Origin of the sequence: Pedobacter cryoconitis (genome assembly GCF_014200605.1) — a bacterium.
Classification (GTDB): domain Bacteria; phylum Bacteroidota; class Bacteroidia; order Sphingobacteriales; family Sphingobacteriaceae; genus Pedobacter; species Pedobacter cryoconitis_B.
Genome location: NZ_JACHCE010000004.1, coordinates 116996 through 140462, shown reverse-complemented (window position 1 = coordinate 140462; position 23467 = coordinate 116996). Strand labels below are relative to the sequence as shown.

Here is a 23467-nt window from a genome sequence, read left to right as displayed (position 1 = left end):
ATTTATTCACAAGATACAATGATATATTTTATTTTACATATTCCTTATCCTTTTTAACATAAAAAGGGTAATCAGTTTTAAACTAATTACCCTGTCTGCTATTCTTTTCCAGTTGGAGCTGATTGCCTGGGCTATTCTAAAGATTTGATAATCTTCCTGGCATCGGCATTGTCCGGATTTAATGCTAAGGAGTGCTTATAATTGAGCAAAGCCTTATTCTTATTTCCCTGTTTATAATAGGCTTCCCCTAAACTATCAAATGCATTACCCGATTCAGGGAAAAGTTTTGTATTCTGTTCGAAAATAAGGACTGCATCAGCAAACTTGTTTTTACGTAAAAAGTTGTAACCAATTTCATTTAACGGATTTTCTCCATCAAAATCATATTCATTTTGATGACCTTTTTTCATTTTTTCGAAGAAAGTCAGTACCTCTTGTCCATTCATAGTCTCCAGCTGGCTTCCAAAATCTTTTAATACTGATTTTCTAATCCGGGAATAAGGTTTTCCATCCAGAATTGCTTGTATTGAAGTATTAAAAGCGAATAAATTATTCTGTTGATTATTGGTCATCAGGATTACAGTTCTGCCTTTTGCTATTGTACTGACCAGCAGTGCCTGGTAATTTCTTGCTGTACCATCATGCTTGTGTGTTGCCACCAGCATACCATTCATACTGCCGCCACCTAATCCAGCTTGCTGATCAGGGCCGGAAGCTTCCAGAATTTGTTTGGTAGAAGCAGGGCTGATCAGTCTGAATTCAGTAATTGCTTTGGCCCACTTATAAAAATCGTCAAGCGTAACTGCAACCCATCCATCAATAGGATAAGTCAGTGTATCCTCTATTTTATCATTATTATAAGCCCTTGCAATTAATTTATCTGTATCAACAGGATCTACAATAGCCATTTTCATCCCGCAAGGTTTTAACAAGTACTGCTTTACAAAATCATTGAATGATAAACCTGAAATTTTTTCGATGATCCTCCTTTGCAGAAATACATTATTGTTGTTATAAGCATATTGACTGCCGGGTTCAAAATCAAGCCTTTCCGTTTTTCTAAGGTTCTCCATATTGTCCGTATTACTTTTAACGCTTTTCCATTTTACATCTGGCACACCGCTTGTATATTGCAGTAAATTCAGGATATGAATTTTCGAGGCCCACAAAGGGAGTTCAGGGAGATATTTTGAGACCGGATCTTCAAGGTTTAATTTACCTTGTTCCTTCAGTATCATGATGGCTACTGCGTTAAATTCTTTAGCTATTGAACCAATATGAAAGCGATATTGTTCAGTCAGTTTTGTTTTACCAGATGTATCAGTGAAACCAATAGCAGTTCTAAAAACTATTTTGTTATTGTCTGCAACCAGCATATTGCCATTAAACAAACCCAGCCGATTTGCATTCAGTATCAAAGAATCAATTTGTGCAGCTTTAGATATTTGTGCGCTTGCTCCTGAGCTAAATAATAGCAGGTTACTTAAAAACAGGATAGTAAAAACAGATTTTTTGATCACTTTCATTTGTTATGGATTTATTGTTAGAGTCCAAATGACAATGATTGTTGCAGCGTCTGATAAAAAAATCAATAAGAATCAAATGTGTACATTATATCTCAGGCTTTTTATTGTTCTCCAGGAAATATTTAAACGGGACCCATAACATCCCAAAACACTCCCCATGTTCTTTATTGATGTGTTTATGATGCATTTTATGAGCTCTTCTGATTGCTTTAAAGTACCAGTGATTCGAGTTTCTAAAGATCTTAAACCGCTGATGTATAAAAATATCATGTACAAAAAAATAAGCTGCACCATAAATTGTAATCCCAATTCCAATGCAAAGGGAAATTATATCCCCATAAAATGAGCCTGCAGCCAGGCAGAGAATACCGGGAATGGCAAAAATTAAAAAGAAGAAATCATTTTTTTCCAGAAAGCCATCGTGATCTTTATGGTGATGGTCCTTGTGGAAATACCAGAAAAGCCCATGCATGATATATTTATGTGTAAACCAGGCTACACCTTCCATACCTATAAAAGTTCCGGTTACAATAAGTATATTAATTATCAGGTTATTCATTTTCTAATGTTATTACGTTCCTTATCAGTAGTATATTTTGAAGTCATCAAATAATTGATTACTAATTGTTTTAGATGCTTGTCATGTATGTTATCAATTCTTTCAAGCAACATTTTTTTATCTGCAGTGATCCAGTTATTATAGCCAAGAAAGGAGGGAAGATTGGTTTGAATCGTATATCTTAAAAATCTCATTTCCAAATTTTCCGGCTCGCTGGCAATGGCACTTTCAATAAAATACTTACCTTTTTTGAACTTTCTGAATTTTGTAAACGGACTTAATACGTATTTAGCCTGTATCATCTCAGATGCTCCTTTATAACAAATTAAAAGGTGACGTGAATTGCCATCTACCATTAACAGCAATTTCTGAAGTTCATCTGCTGCTGTCTTACTGGATGCAGCCTGATAGTAAAGACTTCTTAATTCTGCTGTTGCAGGAAGGTCCCGGTTTACCGGAATAGTATATATAGATAAGATTAATAATATTAAAGCTTTCATATAGCATTCATTTTATATCTGATGATCGAATCACACATCAGGCCAAATTTATGACTATTAGAGATACGGATTCTTTCAGACATTACTTTTTCTGCTGTTGCGCCTTTAATCTTATTAAATAGTTCTTTATAATAGATATATGCCAGGTAAACCCCACTTCTGGATGAGGCTGGCAATTGCTTGATCCCTATAAGTGCAAGTTTAAATTCTTCCTCTATCTCTTTCTCTATCAATTTCTTTTCATGGTTAGAAAACACAGAGAGATCTACGTTTGGAAAATAAGTGCGGCCCAGATTGTAATAATCAGCATTGATATCTCTTAGGAAATTGACTTTTTGAAATGCAGAGCCTAATTTCATAGCAGGATCACGGAGCATTTCATATTGTGTTTTATTACCTTCAGTAAAAACATGCAGACACATTAATCCAACTACTTCTGCCGAGCCTAATATATAGTCATCATATTGATCCGGAGTATATTTATTCCCATCCAGATCCATTGCCATGCTTTTTAGAAACAGTTCTATCAGTTCTCTATCAATTGCATATTCATTGACTACGCACTGAAAGGAATTCAGTATTGGGTTCAGGCTTATTTTATGTTCAACAGCCTCATAACAATCCTGTCTGAACTTTGCAAGCAAAAACGGCTTATCAAAATCATGAAAACTATCTACAATTTCATCAGCCAGCCTTACAAAACCGTAGATAGCATAAATGGGATTACGCAGCTTTTTTCCTAAGAAATAAATGCCTAGTGAAAAACTGGTACTATAGCGTTTTGTTGTGATCTTACTGCATTCTGCAGATAACTGGTCAAATATTTCTTTCATAGGTTTCGTTAAAGTATTTTATCAGCTGTATAGCCGCTACATGGCCTGAAATAATCGATGGAGGAACCCCCGGGCCGGGAACGGTAAGCTGCCCTGCGTAAAAAATATTTTTAATTTTATTGTTTTTCAAAGATGGTTTTAGATTGGCAGTTTGCATAAGTGTATTTGCCAGTCCATAAGCATTGCCCTTGTAGGCATTATAATCTGTTACAAAATCATTCACACAATAGCTGCTTTTATAGTCAATATATTTACGGATTTGTACACCTGTATAGTTCTCCAGGCGGTCCATAATTATCGCGAAATATTTTTCTCTTAAAATGTCATTATCCACCACATTAGTGGCAAGCGGCATCAATACAAATAAGTTTTCGTGTCCTTCGGGTGCAACTGTAGTATCTGTTTTAGATGGGCAGCATACATAAAACAAAGGTTTTGTTGGCCATTGAGGTTCTTTGTAAATCTCAATAGCATGTTGCTTCAGGTTTTCATCAAAAAATAAAGTATGATGTCCCAGGCGTTCAGTTTTCCTTTTTACACCCAGATAAAAAATCAGGCAGGAAGGGGCAAGGATGCGTTTATTCCAATATTTCTCACCATAATTCCGATAGTTGTCACCCAATAATTTTTCTTCAACATGATGATAGTCAGCGGCAGCTATAATGCCATCATACTCCTTTTTTTTTGTTGAAGAGATTAATCCTTTAATTCTTTTCCCTTCAATTTTTAATTCTGAAACAGACTCATTCAAATAGAATTTTGCCCCATTTTTCTCTGCTACAGTTTTCATCGCCAGGATTACTTTTCCAAAACCACCTTTAGGGTACCAGGTCCCTAGCTTTAAACCGGCATAGTTCATCAGACTATAGAGTGCAGGTGTGTCTTCGGGCGTAGCACCCAGAAAAAGCACAGGGAACTCCATTAAGGCAATCAATTTTGGATTTTTAAAATACTTTTTAACATGACTGCTGAAAGACGTAAATACCTGCAGTTTAAAAACTCCTTTAATCAAATCCGGATCAGCAAATTCCAACAAAGACAAACCGGGTTTATAAACCAGTTTCTCAATTCCAATCTTGTATTTATAGGCTGCTTCTTCCAGAAACTGCTTAAGTTTTACTGCACTTCCGGGTTCAATAGCATCAAAAGTATCACACAGCGCTTTAAAGTCTGCAGGAATGTCCATGACCTCATTTTGTCCGTAGACAACAGAAAAACCAGGATCTAAAAGTTCCAGTTCGTAAAAATCTTTGGCCTTGTAACCAAAATCATTAAAGAATTTCTCGAATACATCAGGCATCCAGTACCAGCTTGGCCCCATGTCAAAAACATAACCATTATCAGTTTCTAATTGTCTTGCTCTTCCACCAATAGTCGCATTCTTTTCATATACGTCAACTTCGTAACCATTTTTAGCCAGGTAAGCTGCCGCGCTGATACCTGCAAATCCGGAGCCTATGATTGCAATTTTAGGTGTTTGATAATTGTTTTTAATTGGCATTTGAAATTAATTTATATTTCCGGCCAGTTTATTTCGCCAATAAGTTTGTCTGAATATGTTTATTAAAAATAGACAAACATCATGAGCTTTGGCCTGGTAAATGAAATTATATTGAATATTTGAAATTTAAAGAAAAGTTATTGCATCGCGTAGGGGTATAGGGGTAATTTCCCGTTTAACCCGAATATGTGGAAACTTTTAAAACAATGTCCTGTATTTTTTGCGCTATTAGCTATACTTTTAGTTATTGGTATTAGTTCATGTCTGTTAACCTCTAAGCTGATAAGTTTTATTTTCATTAATTCCTATCACGACAAATGGCTGGATCTATTTTTCTCTTATTATACATTTATGGGAGACGGTGTCATGTGTATTGTGGTTATTATTACTTTATTCTTAATCAAAAAGAGAAAACCTGCATTGATCCTATTGGTTTCTTATTTAAGCTCTGGTATTTTTGTTCAGCTGCTAAAAAGATTCATAAATAATCCCAGGCCTTCTCTGTACTTTGATCAGATAGGTTTTAAATATCCATATTTTGTTAAAGGCATACATCAAATGCATTCCGGATCTTTTCCTTCTGGTCACACAACTTCTGCGTTTGCGATGGCAATTGTACTTACACTCTGTTTCAAACAAAAGTGGATTAGCCTTTTATTTATGTTACTAGCTGTTTTTGCGGGTTATTCCCGAATATATTTAGCGCAGCATTTTTTAGAAGATGTTGTGGTAGGTGCACTGATTGGTTCTGTATTTGGACTGATAAGTTATTATTATATCTGGCAGTCCCGGGATATCCGGTTTTTTGGAATATATGAGGCAGAGATCATACCTGAAAAGAGTTAACCAATCAAAAGAAATCTCTTTTGATTGGTTAACCCATGTTTAATACTTAAACACCTCGCCATCTACAGTTACTTCCTGTGATTTTTCATCAAAAAAAGCTTTTTTCCCAGTTCTAACGGCTGCATTAGTCATAATATTCGCAATAGAGTGATAATAACCAGCTTCTACCGGGGCATGGGGTTGCTCACGGCTCCTGACACATTCCATCCAGTTTCTCATATGAGCCGAGGTTAGCTTATCACCTCCGGTATTCGCAGAAGCAGCAACTTTTTCTGTCATATCAGTCAATTTCATATCAGGCAGTAAATTTGGTTTCATGTGCATTGCACTCGCAGCATCCGCTTTCAATCCGCCCTTAGAAGAAACAGTATTGGTATTCAGGTTTAACTCTCCTCCATTGGAATAATAAATCTCTGCCGGGTTTTCATCACCATTATGCATTCTGGAAGTAAAGACTACCTGAAAACCATTCTGAGGATCATTTTCCTGGCCATAATCAAATACAGCCGTCGTCGTATCCCAATTTCTGCGTCCATCTTTCCATTGGTAAATTCCGCCATTAGCCACTACGCTCCGGGGATGTTTTAAGCCTGTAAACCAATGCACTGTATCAATCTGATGTGACATCCACTGTCCTGGCATTCCAGAAGAATAGGGCCAGAATAAACGATATTCAAGATATAAACGCGGGTCCCACTCTTCAAAAGGACGGTTAACCAGAAAACGTTTCCAATCTGTATCCTCCTGTTTTAATTTGGCTACCAGGTCTGGTCTGCGCCAGCGTCCCGGCTGATTTACATTCCAGCTTAGCTCTACCATTGTAATATCGCCAAACTTACCAGCCCTGATAAACTGTTCTGCCGCTTTATAATTGTTACCGCTTCTTCTTTGAGAACCAATCTGAACAATCTGTTTCGATGCTTTAATCGCTTTAAGTGCAGCACGGGCATCAGACATTGTTTCAGCAAAAGGCTTTTCACAATAGACATCACATTTAGCATTCACAGCTTCAATGGCATGTACAGCATGTTGAAAATCGGCTGTGCTTACAATTACAGCATCTATATCTTTCAAGCCATATAATTCCTCATTATTACGACAAGCTGTGATCGCATGTCCAAACTTACTTTTTAATAAGCTTTCACCTAAATCCCTGCGATAATTCCAGAGATCAGATACTGCAGCGATATCAAAATTCAACTCTTTATAATGGTTTAGAAAACCAGGCAACAGAGAATTTGTAAAGCGATCAGAAAATCCGATCACACCAACTCTTACCCGGTCATTTGCCCCAATTATATTTCCATAACTTTTGGCTGTAAGCCCCATCGTTCCCATGTAAGTTCCAGCAGCAGCTATAGCAGTTTGTTTAATAAACTTTCTTCTTGATGATAACATAGCCAGAGAGATTAAAGTTGTTTCAATTTAATACTTCTGAAAAATACCTGGTCTCCATGATCCTGCAAAAGAATATGGCCTTTTGGAGCCATACCAAAGTTTTTCCAGTCTTTATATTTGCTATCTGCAACCAGGGCCAGGAATTCTGCAGATCCTCTGACATATTCCAGTATCTTATAGCCATTTAACCAATATTCTATTTTGTTATCAGGAAAGACCCTGATCAGTCCGCTATTCCATTCTCCAATTTTCCTTTGTGCATTAGGAATCTTTTTACTGGTAATCAGATCGTATAAGGAACCAAGCGTACGGTTGCCATTCTTTCCTAATTTAGCATCGGGATGTCTCTGGTCATCCAATATTTGATATTCAGGACCAATTGCAGATCCCTTATTACCTTCGGTAAGCGTTACAAAGTATTTTACCCCACTATTTGCGCCTTCTGTTAGCTTAAAATCGAACTTTAAGTCAAAAGCACTGTATTGTTGCACTGTTACGATATCACCGCCATTTGTAGATTCTGCACCATTAGATTTTTGAACACTCAATTCTCCATCCTTAATCAGCCAGCCGCTTTGAGGAAATGTGTTTTTATAAGCACCTTTCCAGTTTTTAGTCGTTTTTCCATCCCATAATAGCGCATAGCCTTCCGTTTTTTCCTGTGGAGAAAGCGTATTCGGAACCAGATTTACCACATAAATATGGTCTGCTTTTGAAGGTTTAAGGTTTTCAGTCTGTATGCGGATATTACGCCAGTGTATTTGTTTTCCGGGTTGATCATCTTTGCCAATAGCATGCACTTGTAAAGCGATAAACCCGGATGGGGTAAGTGCATCCACCAGGTTAGCTGCAGGTACACCATTGATCCAAGTTCTGATAGAATTGCCAATACATTCTATCCGATATTTATTCCATTGCTCATTTTTAAATGCCTGCTGGCCCAGTGGATTAATATCCAGCGGATATAACCAGCCTCTTCTTGCTTCGTCATAAATACCTCCTGAAAATTTTCGGTCAGAAGGGTCAACCTCTACCTGATAACCGTGTACTCTGCCATTTTGATAATCCTGTTTGCTTTCGCTGCGTATTTGTATGCCAGAATTCATGGAATTATCGACTTTCAATTCTAATTCCAGAATAAAATTGGTGTAGTTTTTTTCTGTAGCCAGGAAAGAGTTAGGTGTATTAGAAACTGTTGTACCAACAATTTCATTGTTGATGACCTCATACTTTGCCTGTCCGTTGAGTTGTTTCCAGCCCTTAAGATCTTTTCCGTTAAAAAGGTTTTGCCATTTGGGGTTTTGTGCAAGTAAGACAGAAGGAAAGGCGGTTAATGCCAGGCCTGCCATGATAAGAAGATGCTTTGTTTTCATATTTGGTTTTATAGTTGATTTCCTTTTGCTAAAAGACTGTATTGTATCGTTTTAGGTAATCTAATATAGGTTAATATAATAAGCAAAAATAGATTTTGGCTAATATTTTGCCGGCCGGGCATGTATTTTTTTTGTTGTCTTGGCAGATAGTGAATAATCAAGAAAAAATGATTTACTAAGACCTATACCATAAAATAACCTCAGGGTTATCATAGTTAATTTGAAGAATAAACAACTCTTTGATTAAACTATAAATTAATTTAATTATTACTGGTGCAACCCGCTGTTTTTGTGACTTTAATGTTAATAATATGTTCAGTTATTGTGTTAAAATGATGCTTCATACAAAAATTAAATGATTTTTTGTTTTTTAATTGATATTATATTCTAACGCAATTCTTCAGTTAAAACAGTTTAATACGTCTTTTAACGCTTCGTGGTCATGACGATTTGAGTTGTGACACGGTTTAGTCATATTTTGTGCATTTTATACTAAAACCGTTAATAATTAACATTAATTTAATCTTGGTTCTGAAGGGATAACATATTTTTGCGCCGCAAACAAAACAATAAATTTTACTTTTTTAAAAATTAAGACAACTATGAGAAAATCTTTACTCATTTTTCTATTTTTCCTGTTTACGGCCGCTGTTACCTATGCACAGGTAACCTCAAGCAGTGTATCCGGGAGTGTTAAAGATGCTAAACAAGGCCCGCTTCCTGGGGCATCAATCAGAGCGATTCACGTACCTTCAGGAACGTCTTACTCAGCAGTTGCCAACAAAGATGGATTATTTAATCTTCCAGGTATGCGTATTGGTGGACCTTACACTATTGAAGTTAGTTACATCGGCTTCAATAAAAGTACGACTACAGACATTGTACTTCAACTTGGACAACCATTCATTCTGAATGCTGTATTGTCAGATGGCGGGGTAGAATTAAAAGCAGTATCAATTAAAGGTACAAAACGTATTGTTACCGCAAAATCGGGTGCCAGTACTAACATTAACTCTACTGCATTAGCAACTTTGCCTTCTTTTTCAAGAAGCATTACTGATTTTACACGTTTAACACCACAGGCAAGCGGAACAAGTTTTGCTGGTCGTGATAGCCGTTCAAACAGTATCACTGTAGATGGTGCCAACCTGAACAATACTTTTGGTACTTCATCAGACTTACTTCCAGGTGGAGGTGCACAACCAATTTCTATTGAAGCATATGATGAGCTTTCTATCAATATTGCTCCATTTGACGTAAAACAATCTGGTTTTACAGGAGCTGGTGTGTATGCAACTACTAAAAGCGGAACGAACACATTTCATGGGTCAGCATATGGTTATTACAAAGATCAGTCTTTCAATGGTACAAAAATCGGCGAGAATGATATTAGTGGTGCAGTAGCTAAAGCAAGTACTAAAACTTATGGATTTACATTAGGAGGTCCGATTATTAAAAACAAATTATTCTTCTTTGCTAACGTTGAGAGAGATGTTTCAACCTCTCCGGGTGTTAACTTTTCTCCTACAGGAGCAGGCGGGGCTAATAAATCAGCTACTCCGGTTGCAGATTTAGAGGCTGTTTCTAATTATTTAGATTCGAAATTTGGTTATAAAACTGGTGTTTATGACAATTTCCCTTCTTTTCAGAACAAGAATACAAAAGTATTGTTAAAACTTGACTGGAACATCAATGATAAAAACAAGCTGAGTGTTAAATACAGTTATTTAAATGCAACAGCCGATCAGATTATCAATTCAACAGGTACTCCAAACAGTGGTTCTTATACTTTTACAGGTATTGATGGAAAACCAGTAACACGTGCAAACGGTGGTTTGCCAAACGGTCGTTTTGGTTTGAAATCTATGGGCTTTGAAAACTCTAACTATGGTTTCCTAAACAAAGTAACTACTGGTACTGCAGAGTTGAACAGTACAATCAGTTCAAAATTGTCTAACCAATTGTTGCTTACCTTTAAGAAATATGATAACCCACGTACTTCTAAAGGTGGTATCTTTCCAACAATTGATATCTTTAACGGAGCAGGTGACAACTATATCTCAGCTGGTTCTGATCCGAATACAAAATACAATGAGATTATCGATAATACAGTTAGTATTTATGATAACATTACTTATTATGCAGGTAAACACACTTTTACGGCAGGTGTAAATTATGAATTCCAGAAAATTGGTAACTCATTTATGCCAGGTGCTGCAGGTTCTTATATCTACAATTCATTAAGCGACTTTTTAGGGGATAAACCACCAATCCAGTTTACTTACAACCAATCTTTGATTCCAGGTGTAGATCAGGTATTCTCAGCGGATCTTAAAATTGGTACGATCAGTTTATATGCACAGGATGAGTATAGTGTAAATGATAACTTCAAACTGACTTTCGGATTACGTGCTGATAAAGGTATGTATATGAAAGATCCGGTAGAAAACCCTCAGATCACAGCATTACAATTACCGGATGCAAACGGAAATATGACTAACTATAATACTGGTAAATTTCCAAAATCAAGAATCTTACTTTCTCCTAGAGTTGGTTTCAGAGCAAGTCTGTTAGAGGACAAATCACTGGTTATCCGTGGAGGTATGGGAATCTTTACAGGCCGTATTCCTTATGTATTCTTAACCAATAGCCCAAGTAACAGTGCCATGTACAATTTTGGTGGAGTTGCTACAGCAGAGCAGTTAAAGAATATCACTTTAAAAGCAGATCCTTCTGAATATGCAAACTTATTCCCTCAAACTGCAGGTACATCTTTACAAAATTCAACTGTTGTAATTGACAAAAACTATAAATTCCCACAGGTTTTCAGAGCAGATCTTGCTATTGAGAAAAACCTTGGTAATGGTTTTGCTGCTACTTTCGAGGCTATTTATACGAAAGATATCAATGGAACACGTATGAGAAATGCGAATCTTAAATCACCAACTGGTGTAATTAATGAAGGTGATTTCTCAAGAGTTCGTTATGTAGGTACAGGAAACGCTAGCGGTACAAATGTTCCTGTTCAGAATATTGACAGATCTATCTATCCTAATTTAGGGTCTGTAATCGTTTTAGAAAACACAAGCAAAGGTTATTCTTCGGCTTTAACAGCACAACTGACTAAAAACTTCTTCAATGGTTTTACAGCTTCAGCAGCTTATACCTACACTAAATCAAAAGAAGCTTTCTCTACAGCAGGTTCAACTGCTGCACAAGTTTGGGCTGCTACAGCGAACGTAGGTTCGACAAATGATGTTGAATTGAGAAACTCAGCGAACTATGTACCACACCGTATCGTAGTTAATGCATCTTACAAATTCAACTATTTAAAACATGGTGCAACTACTATCGGTCTTTTCTATGAGGGACAGGCAGGAAGCAATCCATTCAGTTATATCATTAACGGAGATTTAAACGGTGATGGTAATGCATCCTCAGATTTAATGTATATTCCAAAAAGAGGTTCTGATGTAAACTTTGTTCCTTTTTCTGCTACTGTTAATGGAGTATCCTATACTTATACTGCTCAGCAGCAATCTGCAGCATTAGAGCAGTTTATTAACAACTCTCCATACCTAAGTAAACACAGAGGTGAATATGCAGACAGAAATGCAGCATTCTCTCCATGGTATCACCGCGTTGATGCAAACATCCTTCAGGATTTCTACATTCAGTCAGGTAATACAAAACACACCTTACAATTAAGTGCTGTAGTGATCAACTTACCTAACTTATTAAGCAAAAACTGGGGTATTAAACAATTCAATACAACAAATAGCCCGTTAACTCTTAGTGGTGTTGATGCAAATGGAGTGCCTTCTTACACACTTCGTCAGTTCAATGGAAAATTAGTAAATCAACCGTTCCAAAATGCAACTTCAAACACAACATGGAGTTTACTTATCGGAGCTAAATACATTTTTTAATCAGACAGGCTTAATTAATTAAATATAATAAGATGAAAAAATATATAAGTATCGCTTTAACTTCGCTCTTAGCGTTAACACTGTTTTCCTGTACTAAAAAGGCAGATATAGCAGGTATAGAGCCAAAGTTGCCTAACCTGCAATTGAGCAGTTTAGGTTATCAGCAAAGCAGTCCATTTAGTTTAACAAACACCTTACAATTAAACTTTGGTGCAACAGCAAAAGTGCCGGTAGGTAAATTTGTAATAGAAGTACTGGATGGAAACGCAGTGATCAGTACGGTAACTTTCCCTGCCTGGTCAGGTTATGATTTAACCTATGTTCCTGCTACGGGTACAACCGCTGCGGTAATTAACCACTCTATAAGTTATGTATTACAGGATACTAATTATCCAAATACTCAGGTTTACAGCGGAGCAATCATCCTTAAACTTAGTAAACTGAATTTAGTGGCTGGTAAAGTTTATGGTATCAGAGCTACTGCTTATGCAGCTACAGGTACTTTGACTTCTGTTTTAACGCAAGCTTCTTTTTTCAAAATAGCTTTATAGGTTTATAGAAACTATAACATTAAAGGCCGGGTAAGCTCAATTGGAAACAATTGAATTTATCCGGCCTTTTTTATAGTATATTAGACATTGATAATGTTATCAATTCTCTGTTCCATGATCGGATCTTCCGGAAATCTCTTTAAATAAAACTCTTCATAGTAAGCTTTAATAATTGCAGCCATTGGTGCAGCAAGAAGTGCCCCAAGTAATCCAAATGCAGTAGTCATTGCCAGTAAAAGAAAAAGTAATGAAACAGGATGGATATTCATCGTTGAAGACCTCAGTTTAGGCATTACAAAATCCGAAATCAGTTCATTCAGTAACAAGAAAAATATCAGACACCAGAAAGCTGTTACCGGACTTACTGATAAAGCTACAAGTGTAGGAGGAATCGCCATAATATAAAAACCTATTTTGGGGATTAACTCTGAGAAAAAAGCTAATGCTGCCCAAACCAGTGCGCCTGGAACATTCATAATAGTCAGGAAAACATAAACCAATACGGCTTGTACCATACCTCCAATCAGATTAGACTTCATCCATCCGCCTAACATTACCGAGGTATGCTGTAAAGCTCTTTCTGCTTTTAGACGTTTTTCCGGTTCAAATACTGAAAGGTACATATTGACTACAGGCCTTGGGTTTCCTACAAAAAAGATAATCATAGATATAAATACAATAAATAGAAATATCCCACCAATTACTGTAAAGGAAATACTTCCTAAACCTAATACTGTTTTACCCAAAGTAGGAACAGCCGCTGATATAGACATTCCGCCATCCTGCAGTTCTTTATTCAATTCGGGATACTTCCTGAGTATATGTGAAACGTGATTAGAAATACTTTCAAAATAACCTGGTACATTTCCTACCAGTGTATCTATCTGCTCACTGATATGTGGTACAATTAAAAACCCCAATAAAGCAGATGCAATAAAAATAGTCCCTAAAATGATTAGGGCGGCAAGCCACCTTTTCATCCCTTTTTTCTCTAACCTGCTAACTGGCTGATTAATGATCAGGCCAAGTACAACCGCAAAAATAGAAAGTATAAATACGCTCACTATCTGATAAAGGAACCAGAGGAGAATAACAAGGCCAAATATGTAAAGGATAACTGAAGTAATTAATTTATAAAGATCTCTGGCGTTCTGATTATTCATTTAGTAAAAATTAAATGGGTTGCGTTTTAATCTTAACAAGCAAAATAAAAGAATGTTTGACTATCTTTTTAATGGGGTTGAAGTCAGTAAACACTATTTAATATTATTGATGAAATTATAGCAGCGATTCATTGAAAATAAATAATCGATTTAGTAATAATCAAAGATTACAATAATCTGAAATATATAAAAAATTACATTAATACACTGTTAATCATTATTTTAGTGTATATAAAAATTATTTTATGAAATTTATTTTACCTCTCATTTTATTGTCTTTTACAGTCACTCTAACCAATGCACAGAGTGGGGAAGACTTTACCAAAACAAAAACAATTCAGGCAGTCAGGGGATTCAGGGATCAGCTTAACTACAATTCCCGTGTCCAGCAAAAATTACTTTCCAGAATTAACACTATGATCAACACAACCAAAAGCCTGAGTGATCCTGTTGAACTTCAAAGATTAAGGAATTATTTTTTGCGGGCAAATGAAGTTTATGCTGAGGCAGATGAAAGACAAAAAGATAGCGTTAGCCGGATTATAAATGAAGATCTGACATTAAAAATGGACTTTATCGATGCAAATACTTCTATCACACTTGGTGTATCTCCTGATGCCTCTTTTGGTGTGCCCCGTCCATTTAAAATCAATGCACAATTTATTTCTGGCAATGTACCTAAGAAGTGCAGAATATACTGGGCAAACTACCTTGGCGGAGACCGCATAAAAATTATTTATAAAAATGCATTTGACGGAAGTTCAAGTCTATTTAAAAACCCTTATGAAATAGAACTTAACCTGCCGGGATACATTACCTTTTGGCTGAAAGATTTGACTTCTCAGCAGGTTTATAAATCTGATTTTGTCTATAAAAAGATTGTTAAAGAAAAAAGTCTTGATGTTGTTTTTATACCTATAAATCAGTAGTTATGAATAATCAAACAGTTTTGTTTATCACAAGGTTGGGAGCTGTAATTTTAGGCACCCTGACAACTTTTATTATTTCTCCCCCTTTGCTTTCTCCGGCAGATGCACAGGTAGTAAGCTGGAGAAACGTATTCGTCTTTTTTACGGGCCTGTTAAGCATTTTTATCTTTGATAATGTATGCAGGATAATCAATATCAGGAAAATAATGTTAGGGTTGCTTGGACTGTTTATGGTAGTTATAGCTTTCTATCAGTATTTGATTACTGAATTTTCAATTTTATGCTATAATGACTTTAGAATTGTCATCAGTCATGGGCCACTTAAAAGTGATGAGATTTCTAATTCAACTGTATGGAAAGATCATCCGGATTATTATAACCTGCTGCTTGAATCACACTTCTGTAATTCGAGGAATTTATGGGGTTTTTCAGAACTATGGATGCCTTATTATGGAATGCTGATTTTGTATTTAATAGCGGCTATTATTCTAACTATCTTATTGATTTCTATCGGAGAAATTATCAAAATCAATTCTCATGAATAAATTATACACACTTTTTTTTATTGCTATCTTAAATTGTGTACCAGTATATGCGCACACATTCGCAGATAATGAAGTACTAAAGAAACTATTCTTCAGGGAATATGAAAAATTCAAACCTTTACAGGAAGGTTTTAAATTTACGATGGGGGATCTCATTTTCTCCAGTCAGAATACTCATTTGGCGAATAACAACCATGATATTGTTGTAAATCTGGCACAGATTAGTAAAAATCTGATTGGTAAGAGTGATAGTTTTAGATCACTTTTTATAAAATACATTATAGCACATGAACTGGGACATCAGATACAATTCGGTACCTATCAGAAAAACGTAATTAATAAAGCTAGTGGAGAGGGAAGGGTCTTTCTGGAATGTTATGCAGATGTGCTTAGCGGATTTATTATATCCCAGGTTTACAGTCAGGTTGAACTAAAGGAGCTTGTACAAAGACCTGGATTTAATCAGGAAGCTTATTTTAAAGAGAATACGACCCTAATTCTGGATGTACTAACAATGGTTTTGGAGATGAATAGAAAAGAAGTGGCATATCAAACACATCCATCTAACTCACAGCGTCTTCAGGCCATAAGACAAGGACTGTTAATGGGGCAGACCTTTTTGACCCATTTGATGATCTTTACAAATAACCCTGCATATCTTGCACTTACAAAAGAAAAACAAGAGGAGATCAAAACGCGTTTAGCAGCCAGAGATAAAACCCTTGGTTATGATATATCTCAATCTAATAACCCATTTACATGGTGTCATAATGAAGCAATTCTAATTATTAATGAGACAAACTCCCTGGCTGTAAATGTGATACGTTATGATGAAAATATTGAATGGGACAAGAGAGCGACTAATCCAATTGTTGATTTTTGTTATCGTTTACTAAACAGAAACCCGGTTACAGTTAAGTTGTCCGGCAGGAACTATACCGAAATTATACTTCGTAAAGACAGCAGAAACATCCTTAATTTAGGCACATGTGATGCTGCTACTTTTGATAAAACACTGGCTCCAGGAGAAAGTGTACTGATTTCAGGCAGACTCAAATGGATTGCAGATGATGATTATATGCCACATATTATTTTACCAGGTGATCCAAGATCGGTTTACTGGATTTTTGCAGCAGAAAACCCTATGCCTGATCAGCAGGCTTTTCAAAATACAAACGCTGATTTTGATGTTTGGAATCAATTAACTCTTGATAATATAATAGATCATATCAGTTATGTCATTCACATACAGGGAAAGCTTTCTGAAAATATTAAAGGAATTGGGAGATCGGGGCGGGTTTCTGCAGATGAAATCAATAAGCATCTGATTATTTATGAACCAAAATTTAAAGCCAGCCATGATCCTGATCAGGAAATCTGGATCTTTCCTGATCAGCCAGCCAGGGATCTGTATCAATTCAAAGTCTTTTCATCATTAGATAAGGATGTCTGTGAAAAACATTATTCAGAGATTGTCAATACTATAGATACTGAAATTAAATCACTTAAAAAAGGGTCGCCAATAGATTCAGATATTTCTCGCTTTATAACTTTTAGGGGAAAAAACGGAAGTTTTGTTCGCGTAAACCTTGACTATGGAACAAAAAAAATAGAAAATAAAATTACAATTCAGGTTCATAAAGAAAATACAATTGAAAATTAGGCTAAATCATGAAAAAATATATTATTTTATTGATGCTCTTGATTAGTAATGCAGCATCTGCACAATACAATCTTACTGATGGTCAGAAATATTTCCTACAGGAATTAAGAGATGCGAATTTTGGCCGGATTTATTATGCTTATAACATACCAAAGGCCAATGTAATTTACAGACAGCTTGTCTCATATTCCAATATGGATTATTACATTGTTCTGGGACAAACCTTCAATTGGGGGCAGGCGCATAACGGAGGGATAATTATTATTGATTATTCCAGTATAAACAAGAATGCAAATATACTCGCCTTTATGTTTGCTCATGAATGGGGGCATCAGGCATTAGGTCACCAGGAAAATATTTATCATCCTTCAGGAAGTAATTTCAGGTTTAAAACAAGTGCAACACAGTATGAAGATGAAGCAGATATATATGCAGGTAAATTTCTGGCAAGCTATGGCTATGATATCAATATAGTATGCAACTATTTGAATGCTCTTCCAGAAAATGATGACCATACACATTCTACAGGAGGTGAACGTGCTGCGCTCGTTAGAGAAGGTTACCGCTACATCAAAAGGTCTTCAGGTGGTGAGCATTCTAGCTCAGTCCGGGTTGCCTGTCAGCATCAGGCACATCCAGATGGACATAGTACTGCCTGCATTCATCCATTGCACAGTTATGGAGATTTAATAGCTTGTGTACATGTATGTAATGGCTATTATGGAAATACTACTCCTTGTCATCCAAATGGAGATCTTATTCCTTGTGCGCATGCGATGCACAGCAACGGAGATTGGTCAGCATGTAATCACCGGCTGCATCCTGATGGTGATATAAAGATGATAAACAGTTATTAAACCCCATTTCTCAAAGAATCTGGTAAATAAAGAAAGTTTTTATCCAAAGAAATATGATTATTTTGGCAGATGGATTCAAGAGAAGTTTTTTTAGATGCATGTAATCAGATAAATGATGGTCTGGCAGAATTTAAATTTAAAGCCATAAAAAAAGGGGCTTGCTTAAAGAAGGTTGCAGCAGACAATGATCTTACTTTTGAAATTGATTTTCAATCCAGTTCCTTAAACACTGGCGGTTATATTAAATTATTGCCTCACATCCAGATCTCTTCTAAGAAATTAAAAAAATGGTTACAGGAACATACTGATGGACAGTACAGTAATGATATTGTATATGGTTCTCAAATAGGGTATATATCTCATTTTCAGGAATGGAAATCATGGAATGTTTCAGGCAGTAATCAGGAAAAGACTATTGCTGAAATAGTCAGTACTATCAAAATTTATGTATTGCCAGTTTTTAATCTCTTTGAAGATACAGATAAAGCAATCTCATTTTTGAGTACCAACGGAACAAAATTTAACCGTTATACTGCGCAGTCTTTAACCCCTTTAGCTTTCATGCTCTGTTTTGCCCCGGTAGAAAAAACTAAAGACTTTTTTAATAATTACCTGCCCGATGCTCCGGGTAAAGGTATGCTGCTTAATTTTTATAAGGAATTGGAAGCAGGAAAAAAGATTGATTTCATGTACTCCGAATTTGCTGATGCATTTTTTATCAAGCTAGCTTTTTTGAATGGATTAAAGCGGAAAAACCAATAACTTCCGCTTTAATCTTTTTGCAAGAACTTAAGAATACTGGATAAGTGGTTTAAGCCCTTTAATAATGGCATTTATAAGATCGGGGCTAATATCCGGCTCTTCCATAACTTCCCATTGCTGATTTTTCTCAGCCATAACAATAGAATCATTTTCTGGAAAAACGATGCGCCAACCTTGTATCCCATGATAATCTTCAGGTAGTGCAGTTAAATCCAAAAGCATATTGTCAGTAGGATCAATGATAGTAAATTTCATAATTTTAATAATTAAAAATCTGTTAGGACCTTTATCCGGCTATAGAACGATGATTAACAGAGCCATTAACAATTAAAGAAGTAACTGGTTTTAAAATAATCATATTTTATTTTCTAATTAGAAATTGGGTACAACAACAGCGCTATTAAAGCTATAACGATCAATCGGTTGCTTTAGGTTTAACCAATTCAAGTAGCCGATCAAGGCGTATTTTATGTAACTCCTTTTGCCGGTCACTGTTCTTACTTTTAAGTACCAGTAAATGACTTTCAATAAATTTGGTTACTTCTTTAATATAAACTCCGGGCCAGAGTTTGATCTCATCTGGCAAATTTAGCTGGCTGAATAGCTCTTCGTACTCTTCTGGTTTCATGATCAGGACTGCTGATTTCAACGGTTTGATAAAGAAGAATTAGGTTAATTTGATTCAAATATTCAACACCTGTGCCAAAAGGTTAATCAGAACCAGTTGCTGAAATATTTTCAGATCTGTTGAAAAACTGACAGCTGAAAAGACAACTTTTCAGCACCTGATCAATCTTCATGATTTGAAATTTGCAAATAATGGATTGATATCTGTAAACACGGTTTTTATATCCGGTTTACCTTTGAGCTATCAATTTAAAAAAAGATGGAAAGTAAAAATAAAATAGCCTTAGTAACCGGTGGTGGTCGTGGTTTAGGTAAAAATATGGCAATCAGACTTGCCGAAAAAGGTATAGATGTAATTCTTACCTATCATAGCAAGAAAGAAGATGCATTAGCAGTAGCGGCTCAAATTGAACAGATCGGACAGAAAGCTGCTGTATTGCAACTGGATGCTGGTGAGGTTAAAAGCTTTAATCGCTTTTTTGATCAGCTTAAAGAAATACTTAACAGCAAATTTAATACAGACCGGTTTGATTTTCTAATTAATAACGGTGGAATTGGGCGTAACGGACTTATTGAAACTATTACTGAAGATACTTTTGATGAGCTGATGAATGTACACTTCAAAGGTGTTTATTTCTTAACGCAGCAAGCAATAAGTTTACTAAACGATGGTGGTGGTATTATCAATGTTTCTTCAGGTCTTGCACGTTTCAGTATGCCTGGATATTCTGCCTATGGGGCAATGAAAGGCGCAATTGAAGTATTTACGAGATACATGGCTGTAGAATTAGGTCCCAGAGGGATTAGAGTAAACAGTATTGCTCCAGGTGCAATAGAGACTGATTTCTCTGGTGGTCATGTAAGAGATAATGAGCAGCTTAATAAACACATCAGCAGTATAACGGCTTTAGGACGTGTAGGGTTGCCAGGTGATATTGGCGGTGTTGTAGCTTTCTTGTGTACAGAAGATGCCGGATGGATAACTGCTCAGCGTCTGGAAGTATCGGGTGGTATGAATGTTTAATTTTGCTCCTTAAAAATTTATACCTTTAATGGGAGCAAAATCTGAATTTTTCAAAAGAATATGATTGGAAATACATCCATAGAAGACTTTTACCAGCAGGCAACAGCTAAACTCCCGGAAGGGATTACCAAAGAGATAGGTCATTTCAATATATTCGAAATTGAAAAACTATTTGATAAAAAAACGGGTACACGGTTTATGCCATATAGCAGAAGAGCCTATTATAAGATCAGTTTAATAAGGGGGAAAAACAGGGCAGAATACGCAGATAAGGTCATAGAAATTGAAGAGAGTGCTTTGCTTTTTGCAACTCCTAAAATTCCTTACCACTGGTTGCCCCATGATGACAACCAAACAGGTCTGTTTTGTATTTTTACAGCCGATTTTTTATCGAAAAATAAAGTTGGAATTGTCCTTGATGATTTGCCCATATTTCAACCCGGTACATTACCAGTATTTCAGCTCACTAAAGAAGAAACTGAAGAACTCGAATATATCTTCCGGAAAATGAATAAAGAGATGGGAGCAGATTATATTTATAAATATGATCTGCTCCGTAATCTTGTACTGGAAGTTATTCATTACGGGCAAAAACTGCAGCCAATGCCTGCAATAGACGCTGTTAAAAATGCTTCTGACAGGATATTTTCTTTATTTATAGAGCTGTTGGAAAGACAATTTCCTATAGAATCCCCACAGCAAAAATTAACTCTTCGCTCAGCTACGGATTATGCAAACAGACTGTCTATTCATGTCAATCATCTCAATAAAGTATTAAAAAATAATACTGGCAGAACAACTACTCATGTGATCAGTCAAAGGATCGTACAGGAGGCAAAAATATTATTGAAACAGACGGATTGGAATATCTCTGAAATATCCTACACGCTGGGGTTTGATGAGCTGGCACATTTTTCCAATTTCTTTAAAAAGCAAACTTCTTTTACTCCTGTAGCATTCAGATCTTAATAAACAGCTATTAACCCCCAAACATCAATTTAATTTATGATCACACAAAAAGAACTTCTGATTTTCCTGATTGCAGCCATTGCTTTGGCCATGACACCTGGTCCTAATATGATTTATCTGATTTCCCGTTCAATTACCCAGGGAAAAAGGGCAGGTCTGATTTCTCTTCTTGGCGTATTATTTGGTTTTTTGTTTCATATCACTATGGTCGCTTTTGGTCTTACAGCAGTTCTGCTTGCGGTACCATTTTTATTTACTGCGTTAAAGGTTTCGGGTGCCATTTACTTATTTTATCTTGCCTTTCAGGCGATAAAACCCGGTACAGGAGGGATTTTCTCTGTGCAAAATAATCTGCCAGAGGATAAACCTTTAAAGTTATTTACCATGGGTCTGCTAACTAATTTGCTGAACCCGAAAATGGCCGTTTTCTATTTATCACTTTTCCCTTTATTTATCAGGCCAGAGGCCGGTCATCTTGTGGCACAGTGCTTTCAGCTTGGTTTAATTCAAATTACAGCGAGTGCAATGATGAACATTACAATCATTCTCATCGCTGCAAGAGCGGCTATATGGTTCAATGCAAACCCGGTATGGGTTAAAATACAAAAATGGGTTATGGCGAGTGTTTTGGTTTCACTTGCTACTAAAATGCTGTTAACCAAAGTGAAAGGGAATTAGCTTCTTTGCTTGATTTTCTTCTTTTTTCCTTTTTTTAACCAGATTATAAAACCGGTAATTGGTAAGCTTGCGGCAATCAGGCTTACTATAGTTGCTACAATTTTACCAAAAAGTCCAAATAATTGTCCGGTGTGTAAATCGTAATTAGTCGCTTCGATTATATCTGCCCGGTTATAATCTTTGTAAAGCTTTGAGCGGATTAACTGACCGTTGTCCGCATTATAAAAAAATGTATTTCGTTTTCTCGCCCAGTCAGACGGATAGGTTAAACGAAGTCTGACATTGCCATCTTTGCGAATAGAAAGATTGGTAAGATCAGCACCAGGATATTGGACAATTGCGTTTCTGTATATCCTTTCATAGCGTTCAGCTATAGTCTCCTTAATAATTGGCTGATCGGGAGCAGCTTTATGGCCTTCCGTTAATTTTGATCCACTTAAAAAACTCACGGCCGTCCGTACTTCTTTAAAACCGAAATACAGCCCTGACAATGCGCTGATTAATAAAATCCCGGAAACATAAAACCCGGCTACATTGTGTAAGTCATAATTAACCCGCTTAAAAGAACCTTTCCATTTAACCGTCAAAGCCTGTTTGATCAGTCTTACCTGTCCTGGAAACCATAAAATCAGGCCAGAGATCAGCATAATTACAAAGATCACCACCGACCAGCGGATTATAAATTTACCCGTTTCCCCTAAAAGCAATGAGGTATGGATCTCCTGAACCGTGATTAAGAAATCTGGTTTGGTCTTTTTCACCAGGCTGCCATTAAAAGGATTGAGATAGTACACATTATGTTTTTTAGTGGTAAAACATACCGTAGCGTTTTTTGCCCTATTATTGATCTTAATACCGGTAATCTTTTGGGCAGGAGCTATCTTTTCAAAATCTTGCAAAAGAACAGCTAAACTTACCGGCTGCTGTTCGTTTGCCGGAACAAAAGCATAGTCCTTTTGCAGATAATCTCTAATCTCTTTTTCAAAAACATAAATACATCCTGTGAGACTAATAATGACTACGATAATACCTGTAAATAACCCCAGCCATAGATGGATAAACCTGGCGGCCTGTTTGAATCCTTTATTTCGTTTCATTAGAATGAATAGCCGGGCTGTAAAATTAAATCTTCATACCTGCTGAATGCGGCAAATATAGTTTTATTTGGATTTAATACAAATACATTAAGATAGGTTGATAGCCCGATTAACTTTAAATCTTTAATATTAACCAG

22 protein-coding genes are annotated in these 23467 nt (G+C 36.2%); 11 read left to right on the top strand and 11 right to left on the bottom strand.

Features of this window, described 5'->3' with window-relative positions; translation table 11 throughout:
* Positions 1-131: 131 nt before the first annotated feature.
* The 5 genes from HDE68_RS13870 to HDE68_RS13850 form a co-directional block, all read right to left on the bottom strand.
* Positions 132-1526 carry a serine hydrolase gene (locus HDE68_RS13870; protein WP_183882819.1) on the bottom strand — a complete coding sequence of 465 codons (1395 nt, stop codon included), beginning with the start codon at positions 1524-1526 and terminating at the stop codon, positions 132-134.
* A gap of 85 nt (positions 1527-1611) precedes the next feature.
* Entirely contained in the window at positions 1612-2085 is a 474-nt protein-coding gene (locus tag HDE68_RS13865) for a sterol desaturase family protein (protein WP_183882818.1), read from the bottom strand.
* Entirely contained in the window at positions 2082-2585 is a 504-nt protein-coding gene (locus tag HDE68_RS13860; RefSeq protein ID WP_183882817.1) for a hypothetical protein, read from the bottom strand. Before HDE68_RS13860 ends, HDE68_RS13865 begins: the two co-directional genes overlap by 4 nt.
* Positions 2582-3418 carry a phytoene/squalene synthase family protein gene (locus HDE68_RS13855; protein ID WP_183882816.1) on the bottom strand — a complete coding sequence of 279 codons (837 nt, stop codon included), beginning with the start codon at positions 3416-3418 and terminating at the stop codon, positions 2582-2584. The genes HDE68_RS13860 and HDE68_RS13855 overlap by 4 nt, the downstream gene beginning before the upstream one ends.
* Entirely contained in the window at positions 3402-4919 is a 1518-nt protein-coding gene (locus tag HDE68_RS13850; RefSeq protein ID WP_183882815.1) for a phytoene desaturase family protein, read from the bottom strand. Before HDE68_RS13850 ends, HDE68_RS13855 begins: the two co-directional genes overlap by 17 nt.
* A 186-nt stretch (positions 4920-5105) precedes the next feature.
* Between HDE68_RS13850 and HDE68_RS13845 the strand changes: the two genes are divergently transcribed.
* On the top strand, positions 5106-5765 hold the full coding sequence (locus HDE68_RS13845) for a phosphatase PAP2 family protein (protein WP_183882814.1): 660 nt from the start codon (positions 5106-5108) through the stop codon (positions 5763-5765).
* Between the two features lie 39 nt (positions 5766-5804).
* Here HDE68_RS13845 and HDE68_RS13840 read toward each other — a convergent pair whose 3' ends face one another.
* Positions 5805-7163, bottom strand: coding sequence for a Gfo/Idh/MocA family protein (locus tag HDE68_RS13840; RefSeq protein WP_183882813.1), 1359 nt, complete (start codon positions 7161-7163; stop codon positions 5805-5807).
* Between the two features lie 11 nt (positions 7164-7174).
* Positions 7175-8536 carry a DUF1080 domain-containing protein gene (locus tag HDE68_RS13835; RefSeq protein WP_183882812.1) on the bottom strand — a complete coding sequence of 454 codons (1362 nt, stop codon included), beginning with the start codon at positions 8534-8536 and terminating at the stop codon, positions 7175-7177.
* Between the two features lie 602 nt (positions 8537-9138).
* Here HDE68_RS13835 and HDE68_RS13830 point away from each other — a divergent pair.
* Together HDE68_RS13830 and HDE68_RS13825 are read left to right on the top strand one after the other, a co-directional pair.
* Positions 9139-12465: a TonB-dependent receptor gene (locus tag HDE68_RS13830; RefSeq protein WP_183882811.1), complete on the top strand. Its 3327-nt coding sequence runs from the start codon at positions 9139-9141 to the stop codon at positions 12463-12465.
* A gap of 32 nt (positions 12466-12497) precedes the next feature.
* Positions 12498-13016, top strand: a complete 519-nt coding sequence (locus HDE68_RS13825; protein WP_183882810.1) for a hypothetical protein — start codon at positions 12498-12500, stop codon at positions 13014-13016.
* An 80-nt stretch (positions 13017-13096) separates the two neighbouring features.
* Here HDE68_RS13825 and HDE68_RS13820 read toward each other — a convergent pair whose 3' ends face one another.
* The gene (locus HDE68_RS13820; protein ID WP_183882809.1) at positions 13097-14179 is read right to left on the bottom strand and encodes an AI-2E family transporter; all 1083 of its coding nucleotides are present in this window, start codon (positions 14177-14179) and stop codon (positions 13097-13099) included.
* A 245-nt stretch (positions 14180-14424) separates the two neighbouring features.
* Between HDE68_RS13820 and HDE68_RS13815 the strand changes: the two genes are divergently transcribed.
* The 5 genes from HDE68_RS13815 to HDE68_RS13795 all read left to right on the top strand — a co-directional run bounded on the left by HDE68_RS13815 (position 14425) and on the right by HDE68_RS13795 (position 18935).
* Positions 14425-15108: a hypothetical protein gene (locus HDE68_RS13815; protein ID WP_183882808.1), complete on the top strand. Its 684-nt coding sequence runs from the start codon at positions 14425-14427 to the stop codon at positions 15106-15108.
* Between the two features lie 2 nt (positions 15109-15110).
* Positions 15111-15653: a hypothetical protein gene (locus HDE68_RS13810; protein ID WP_183882807.1), complete on the top strand. Its 543-nt coding sequence runs from the start codon at positions 15111-15113 to the stop codon at positions 15651-15653.
* Positions 15646-17316 (top strand): hypothetical protein, encoded by a 1671-nt coding sequence (locus HDE68_RS13805; protein WP_183882806.1) that lies wholly within the window; start codon positions 15646-15648, stop codon positions 17314-17316. Before HDE68_RS13810 ends, HDE68_RS13805 begins: the two co-directional genes overlap by 8 nt.
* A gap of 8 nt (positions 17317-17324) precedes the next feature.
* On the top strand, positions 17325-18173 hold the full coding sequence (locus HDE68_RS13800; RefSeq protein WP_183882805.1) for a hypothetical protein: 849 nt from the start codon (positions 17325-17327) through the stop codon (positions 18171-18173).
* Between the two features lie 69 nt (positions 18174-18242).
* On the top strand, positions 18243-18935 hold the full coding sequence (locus HDE68_RS13795) for a hypothetical protein (protein ID WP_183882804.1): 693 nt from the start codon (positions 18243-18245) through the stop codon (positions 18933-18935).
* Positions 18936-18962: 27 nt separating this feature from the next.
* Here the strand turns inward: HDE68_RS13795 and HDE68_RS13790 are convergent, their stop codons facing one another.
* Positions 18963-19190: a hypothetical protein gene (locus HDE68_RS13790; protein ID WP_183882803.1), complete on the bottom strand. Its 228-nt coding sequence runs from the start codon at positions 19188-19190 to the stop codon at positions 18963-18965.
* 160 nt (positions 19191-19350) lie between these two features.
* Positions 19351-19563 (bottom strand): DUF6965 family protein, encoded by a 213-nt coding sequence (locus HDE68_RS13785; protein ID WP_183882802.1) that lies wholly within the window; start codon positions 19561-19563, stop codon positions 19351-19353.
* 258 nt (positions 19564-19821) lie between these two features.
* Here HDE68_RS13785 and HDE68_RS13780 point away from each other — a divergent pair, with 258 nt between their 5' ends.
* From HDE68_RS13780 to HDE68_RS13770, 3 genes are read left to right on the top strand one after another with little or no spacing between them, the layout of a single operon-like run.
* Positions 19822-20586, top strand: a complete 765-nt coding sequence (locus HDE68_RS13780; RefSeq protein ID WP_183882801.1) for an SDR family NAD(P)-dependent oxidoreductase — start codon at positions 19822-19824, stop codon at positions 20584-20586.
* 60 nt (positions 20587-20646) lie between these two features.
* Positions 20647-21555: a helix-turn-helix domain-containing protein gene (locus tag HDE68_RS13775; RefSeq protein WP_183882800.1), complete on the top strand. Its 909-nt coding sequence runs from the start codon at positions 20647-20649 to the stop codon at positions 21553-21555.
* Between the two features lie 36 nt (positions 21556-21591).
* On the top strand, positions 21592-22233 hold the full coding sequence (locus HDE68_RS13770; protein WP_183882799.1) for a LysE family translocator: 642 nt from the start codon (positions 21592-21594) through the stop codon (positions 22231-22233).
* Here the strand turns inward: HDE68_RS13770 and HDE68_RS13765 are convergent.
* The gene (locus HDE68_RS13765) at positions 22230-23330 is read right to left on the bottom strand and encodes a PepSY-associated TM helix domain-containing protein (protein ID WP_183882798.1); all 1101 of its coding nucleotides are present in this window, start codon (positions 23328-23330) and stop codon (positions 22230-22232) included. The two genes, HDE68_RS13770 and HDE68_RS13765, sit on opposite strands and share 4 nt — an antisense overlap.
* Between the last annotated feature and the right edge of the window lie 137 nt (positions 23331-23467).

Excerpts from the sequence above, each read along its gene's own strand:
- HDE68_RS13800 (WP_183882805.1), top strand. The coding sequence starts at position 17,325 with ATGAAAAAATATATTATTTTATTGATGCTCTTGATTAGTAATGCAGCA.
- HDE68_RS13790 (WP_183882803.1), bottom strand. The coding sequence starts at position 19,190 with ATGAAATTTACTATCATTGATCCTACTGACAATATGCTTTTGGATTTA.
- HDE68_RS13840 (WP_183882813.1), bottom strand. The coding sequence starts at position 7,163 with ATGTTATCATCAAGAAGAAAGTTTATTAAACAAACTGCTATAGCTGCT.
- HDE68_RS13775 (WP_183882800.1), top strand. The coding sequence starts at position 20,647 with ATGATTGGAAATACATCCATAGAAGACTTTTACCAGCAGGCAACAGCT.
- HDE68_RS13770 (WP_183882799.1), top strand. The coding sequence starts at position 21,592 with ATGATCACACAAAAAGAACTTCTGATTTTCCTGATTGCAGCCATTGCT.
- HDE68_RS13815 (WP_183882808.1), top strand. The coding sequence starts at position 14,425 with ATGAAATTTATTTTACCTCTCATTTTATTGTCTTTTACAGTCACTCTA.
- HDE68_RS13805 (WP_183882806.1), top strand. The coding sequence starts at position 15,646 with ATGAATAAATTATACACACTTTTTTTTATTGCTATCTTAAATTGTGTA.
- HDE68_RS13765 (WP_183882798.1), bottom strand. The coding sequence starts at position 23,330 with ATGAAACGAAATAAAGGATTCAAACAGGCCGCCAGGTTTATCCATCTA.
- HDE68_RS13870 (WP_183882819.1), bottom strand. The coding sequence starts at position 1,526 with ATGAAAGTGATCAAAAAATCTGTTTTTACTATCCTGTTTTTAAGTAAC.
- HDE68_RS13835 (WP_183882812.1), bottom strand. The coding sequence starts at position 8,536 with ATGAAAACAAAGCATCTTCTTATCATGGCAGGCCTGGCATTAACCGCC.
- HDE68_RS13845 (WP_183882814.1), top strand. The coding sequence starts at position 5,106 with ATGTGGAAACTTTTAAAACAATGTCCTGTATTTTTTGCGCTATTAGCT.
- HDE68_RS13825 (WP_183882810.1), top strand. The coding sequence starts at position 12,498 with ATGAAAAAATATATAAGTATCGCTTTAACTTCGCTCTTAGCGTTAACA.
- HDE68_RS13830 (WP_183882811.1), top strand. The coding sequence starts at position 9,139 with ATGAGAAAATCTTTACTCATTTTTCTATTTTTCCTGTTTACGGCCGCT.
- HDE68_RS13860 (WP_183882817.1), bottom strand. The coding sequence starts at position 2,585 with ATGAAAGCTTTAATATTATTAATCTTATCTATATATACTATTCCGGTA.
- HDE68_RS13855 (WP_183882816.1), bottom strand. The coding sequence starts at position 3,418 with ATGAAAGAAATATTTGACCAGTTATCTGCAGAATGCAGTAAGATCACA.
- HDE68_RS13865 (WP_183882818.1), bottom strand. The coding sequence starts at position 2,085 with ATGAATAACCTGATAATTAATATACTTATTGTAACCGGAACTTTTATA.
- HDE68_RS13850 (WP_183882815.1), bottom strand. The coding sequence starts at position 4,919 with ATGCCAATTAAAAACAATTATCAAACACCTAAAATTGCAATCATAGGC.
- HDE68_RS13785 (WP_183882802.1), bottom strand. The coding sequence starts at position 19,563 with ATGAAACCAGAAGAGTACGAAGAGCTATTCAGCCAGCTAAATTTGCCA.
- HDE68_RS13795 (WP_183882804.1), top strand. The coding sequence starts at position 18,243 with ATGGATTCAAGAGAAGTTTTTTTAGATGCATGTAATCAGATAAATGAT.
- HDE68_RS13820 (WP_183882809.1), bottom strand. The coding sequence starts at position 14,179 with ATGAATAATCAGAACGCCAGAGATCTTTATAAATTAATTACTTCAGTT.
- HDE68_RS13780 (WP_183882801.1), top strand. The coding sequence starts at position 19,822 with ATGGAAAGTAAAAATAAAATAGCCTTAGTAACCGGTGGTGGTCGTGGT.
- HDE68_RS13810 (WP_183882807.1), top strand. The coding sequence starts at position 15,111 with ATGAATAATCAAACAGTTTTGTTTATCACAAGGTTGGGAGCTGTAATT.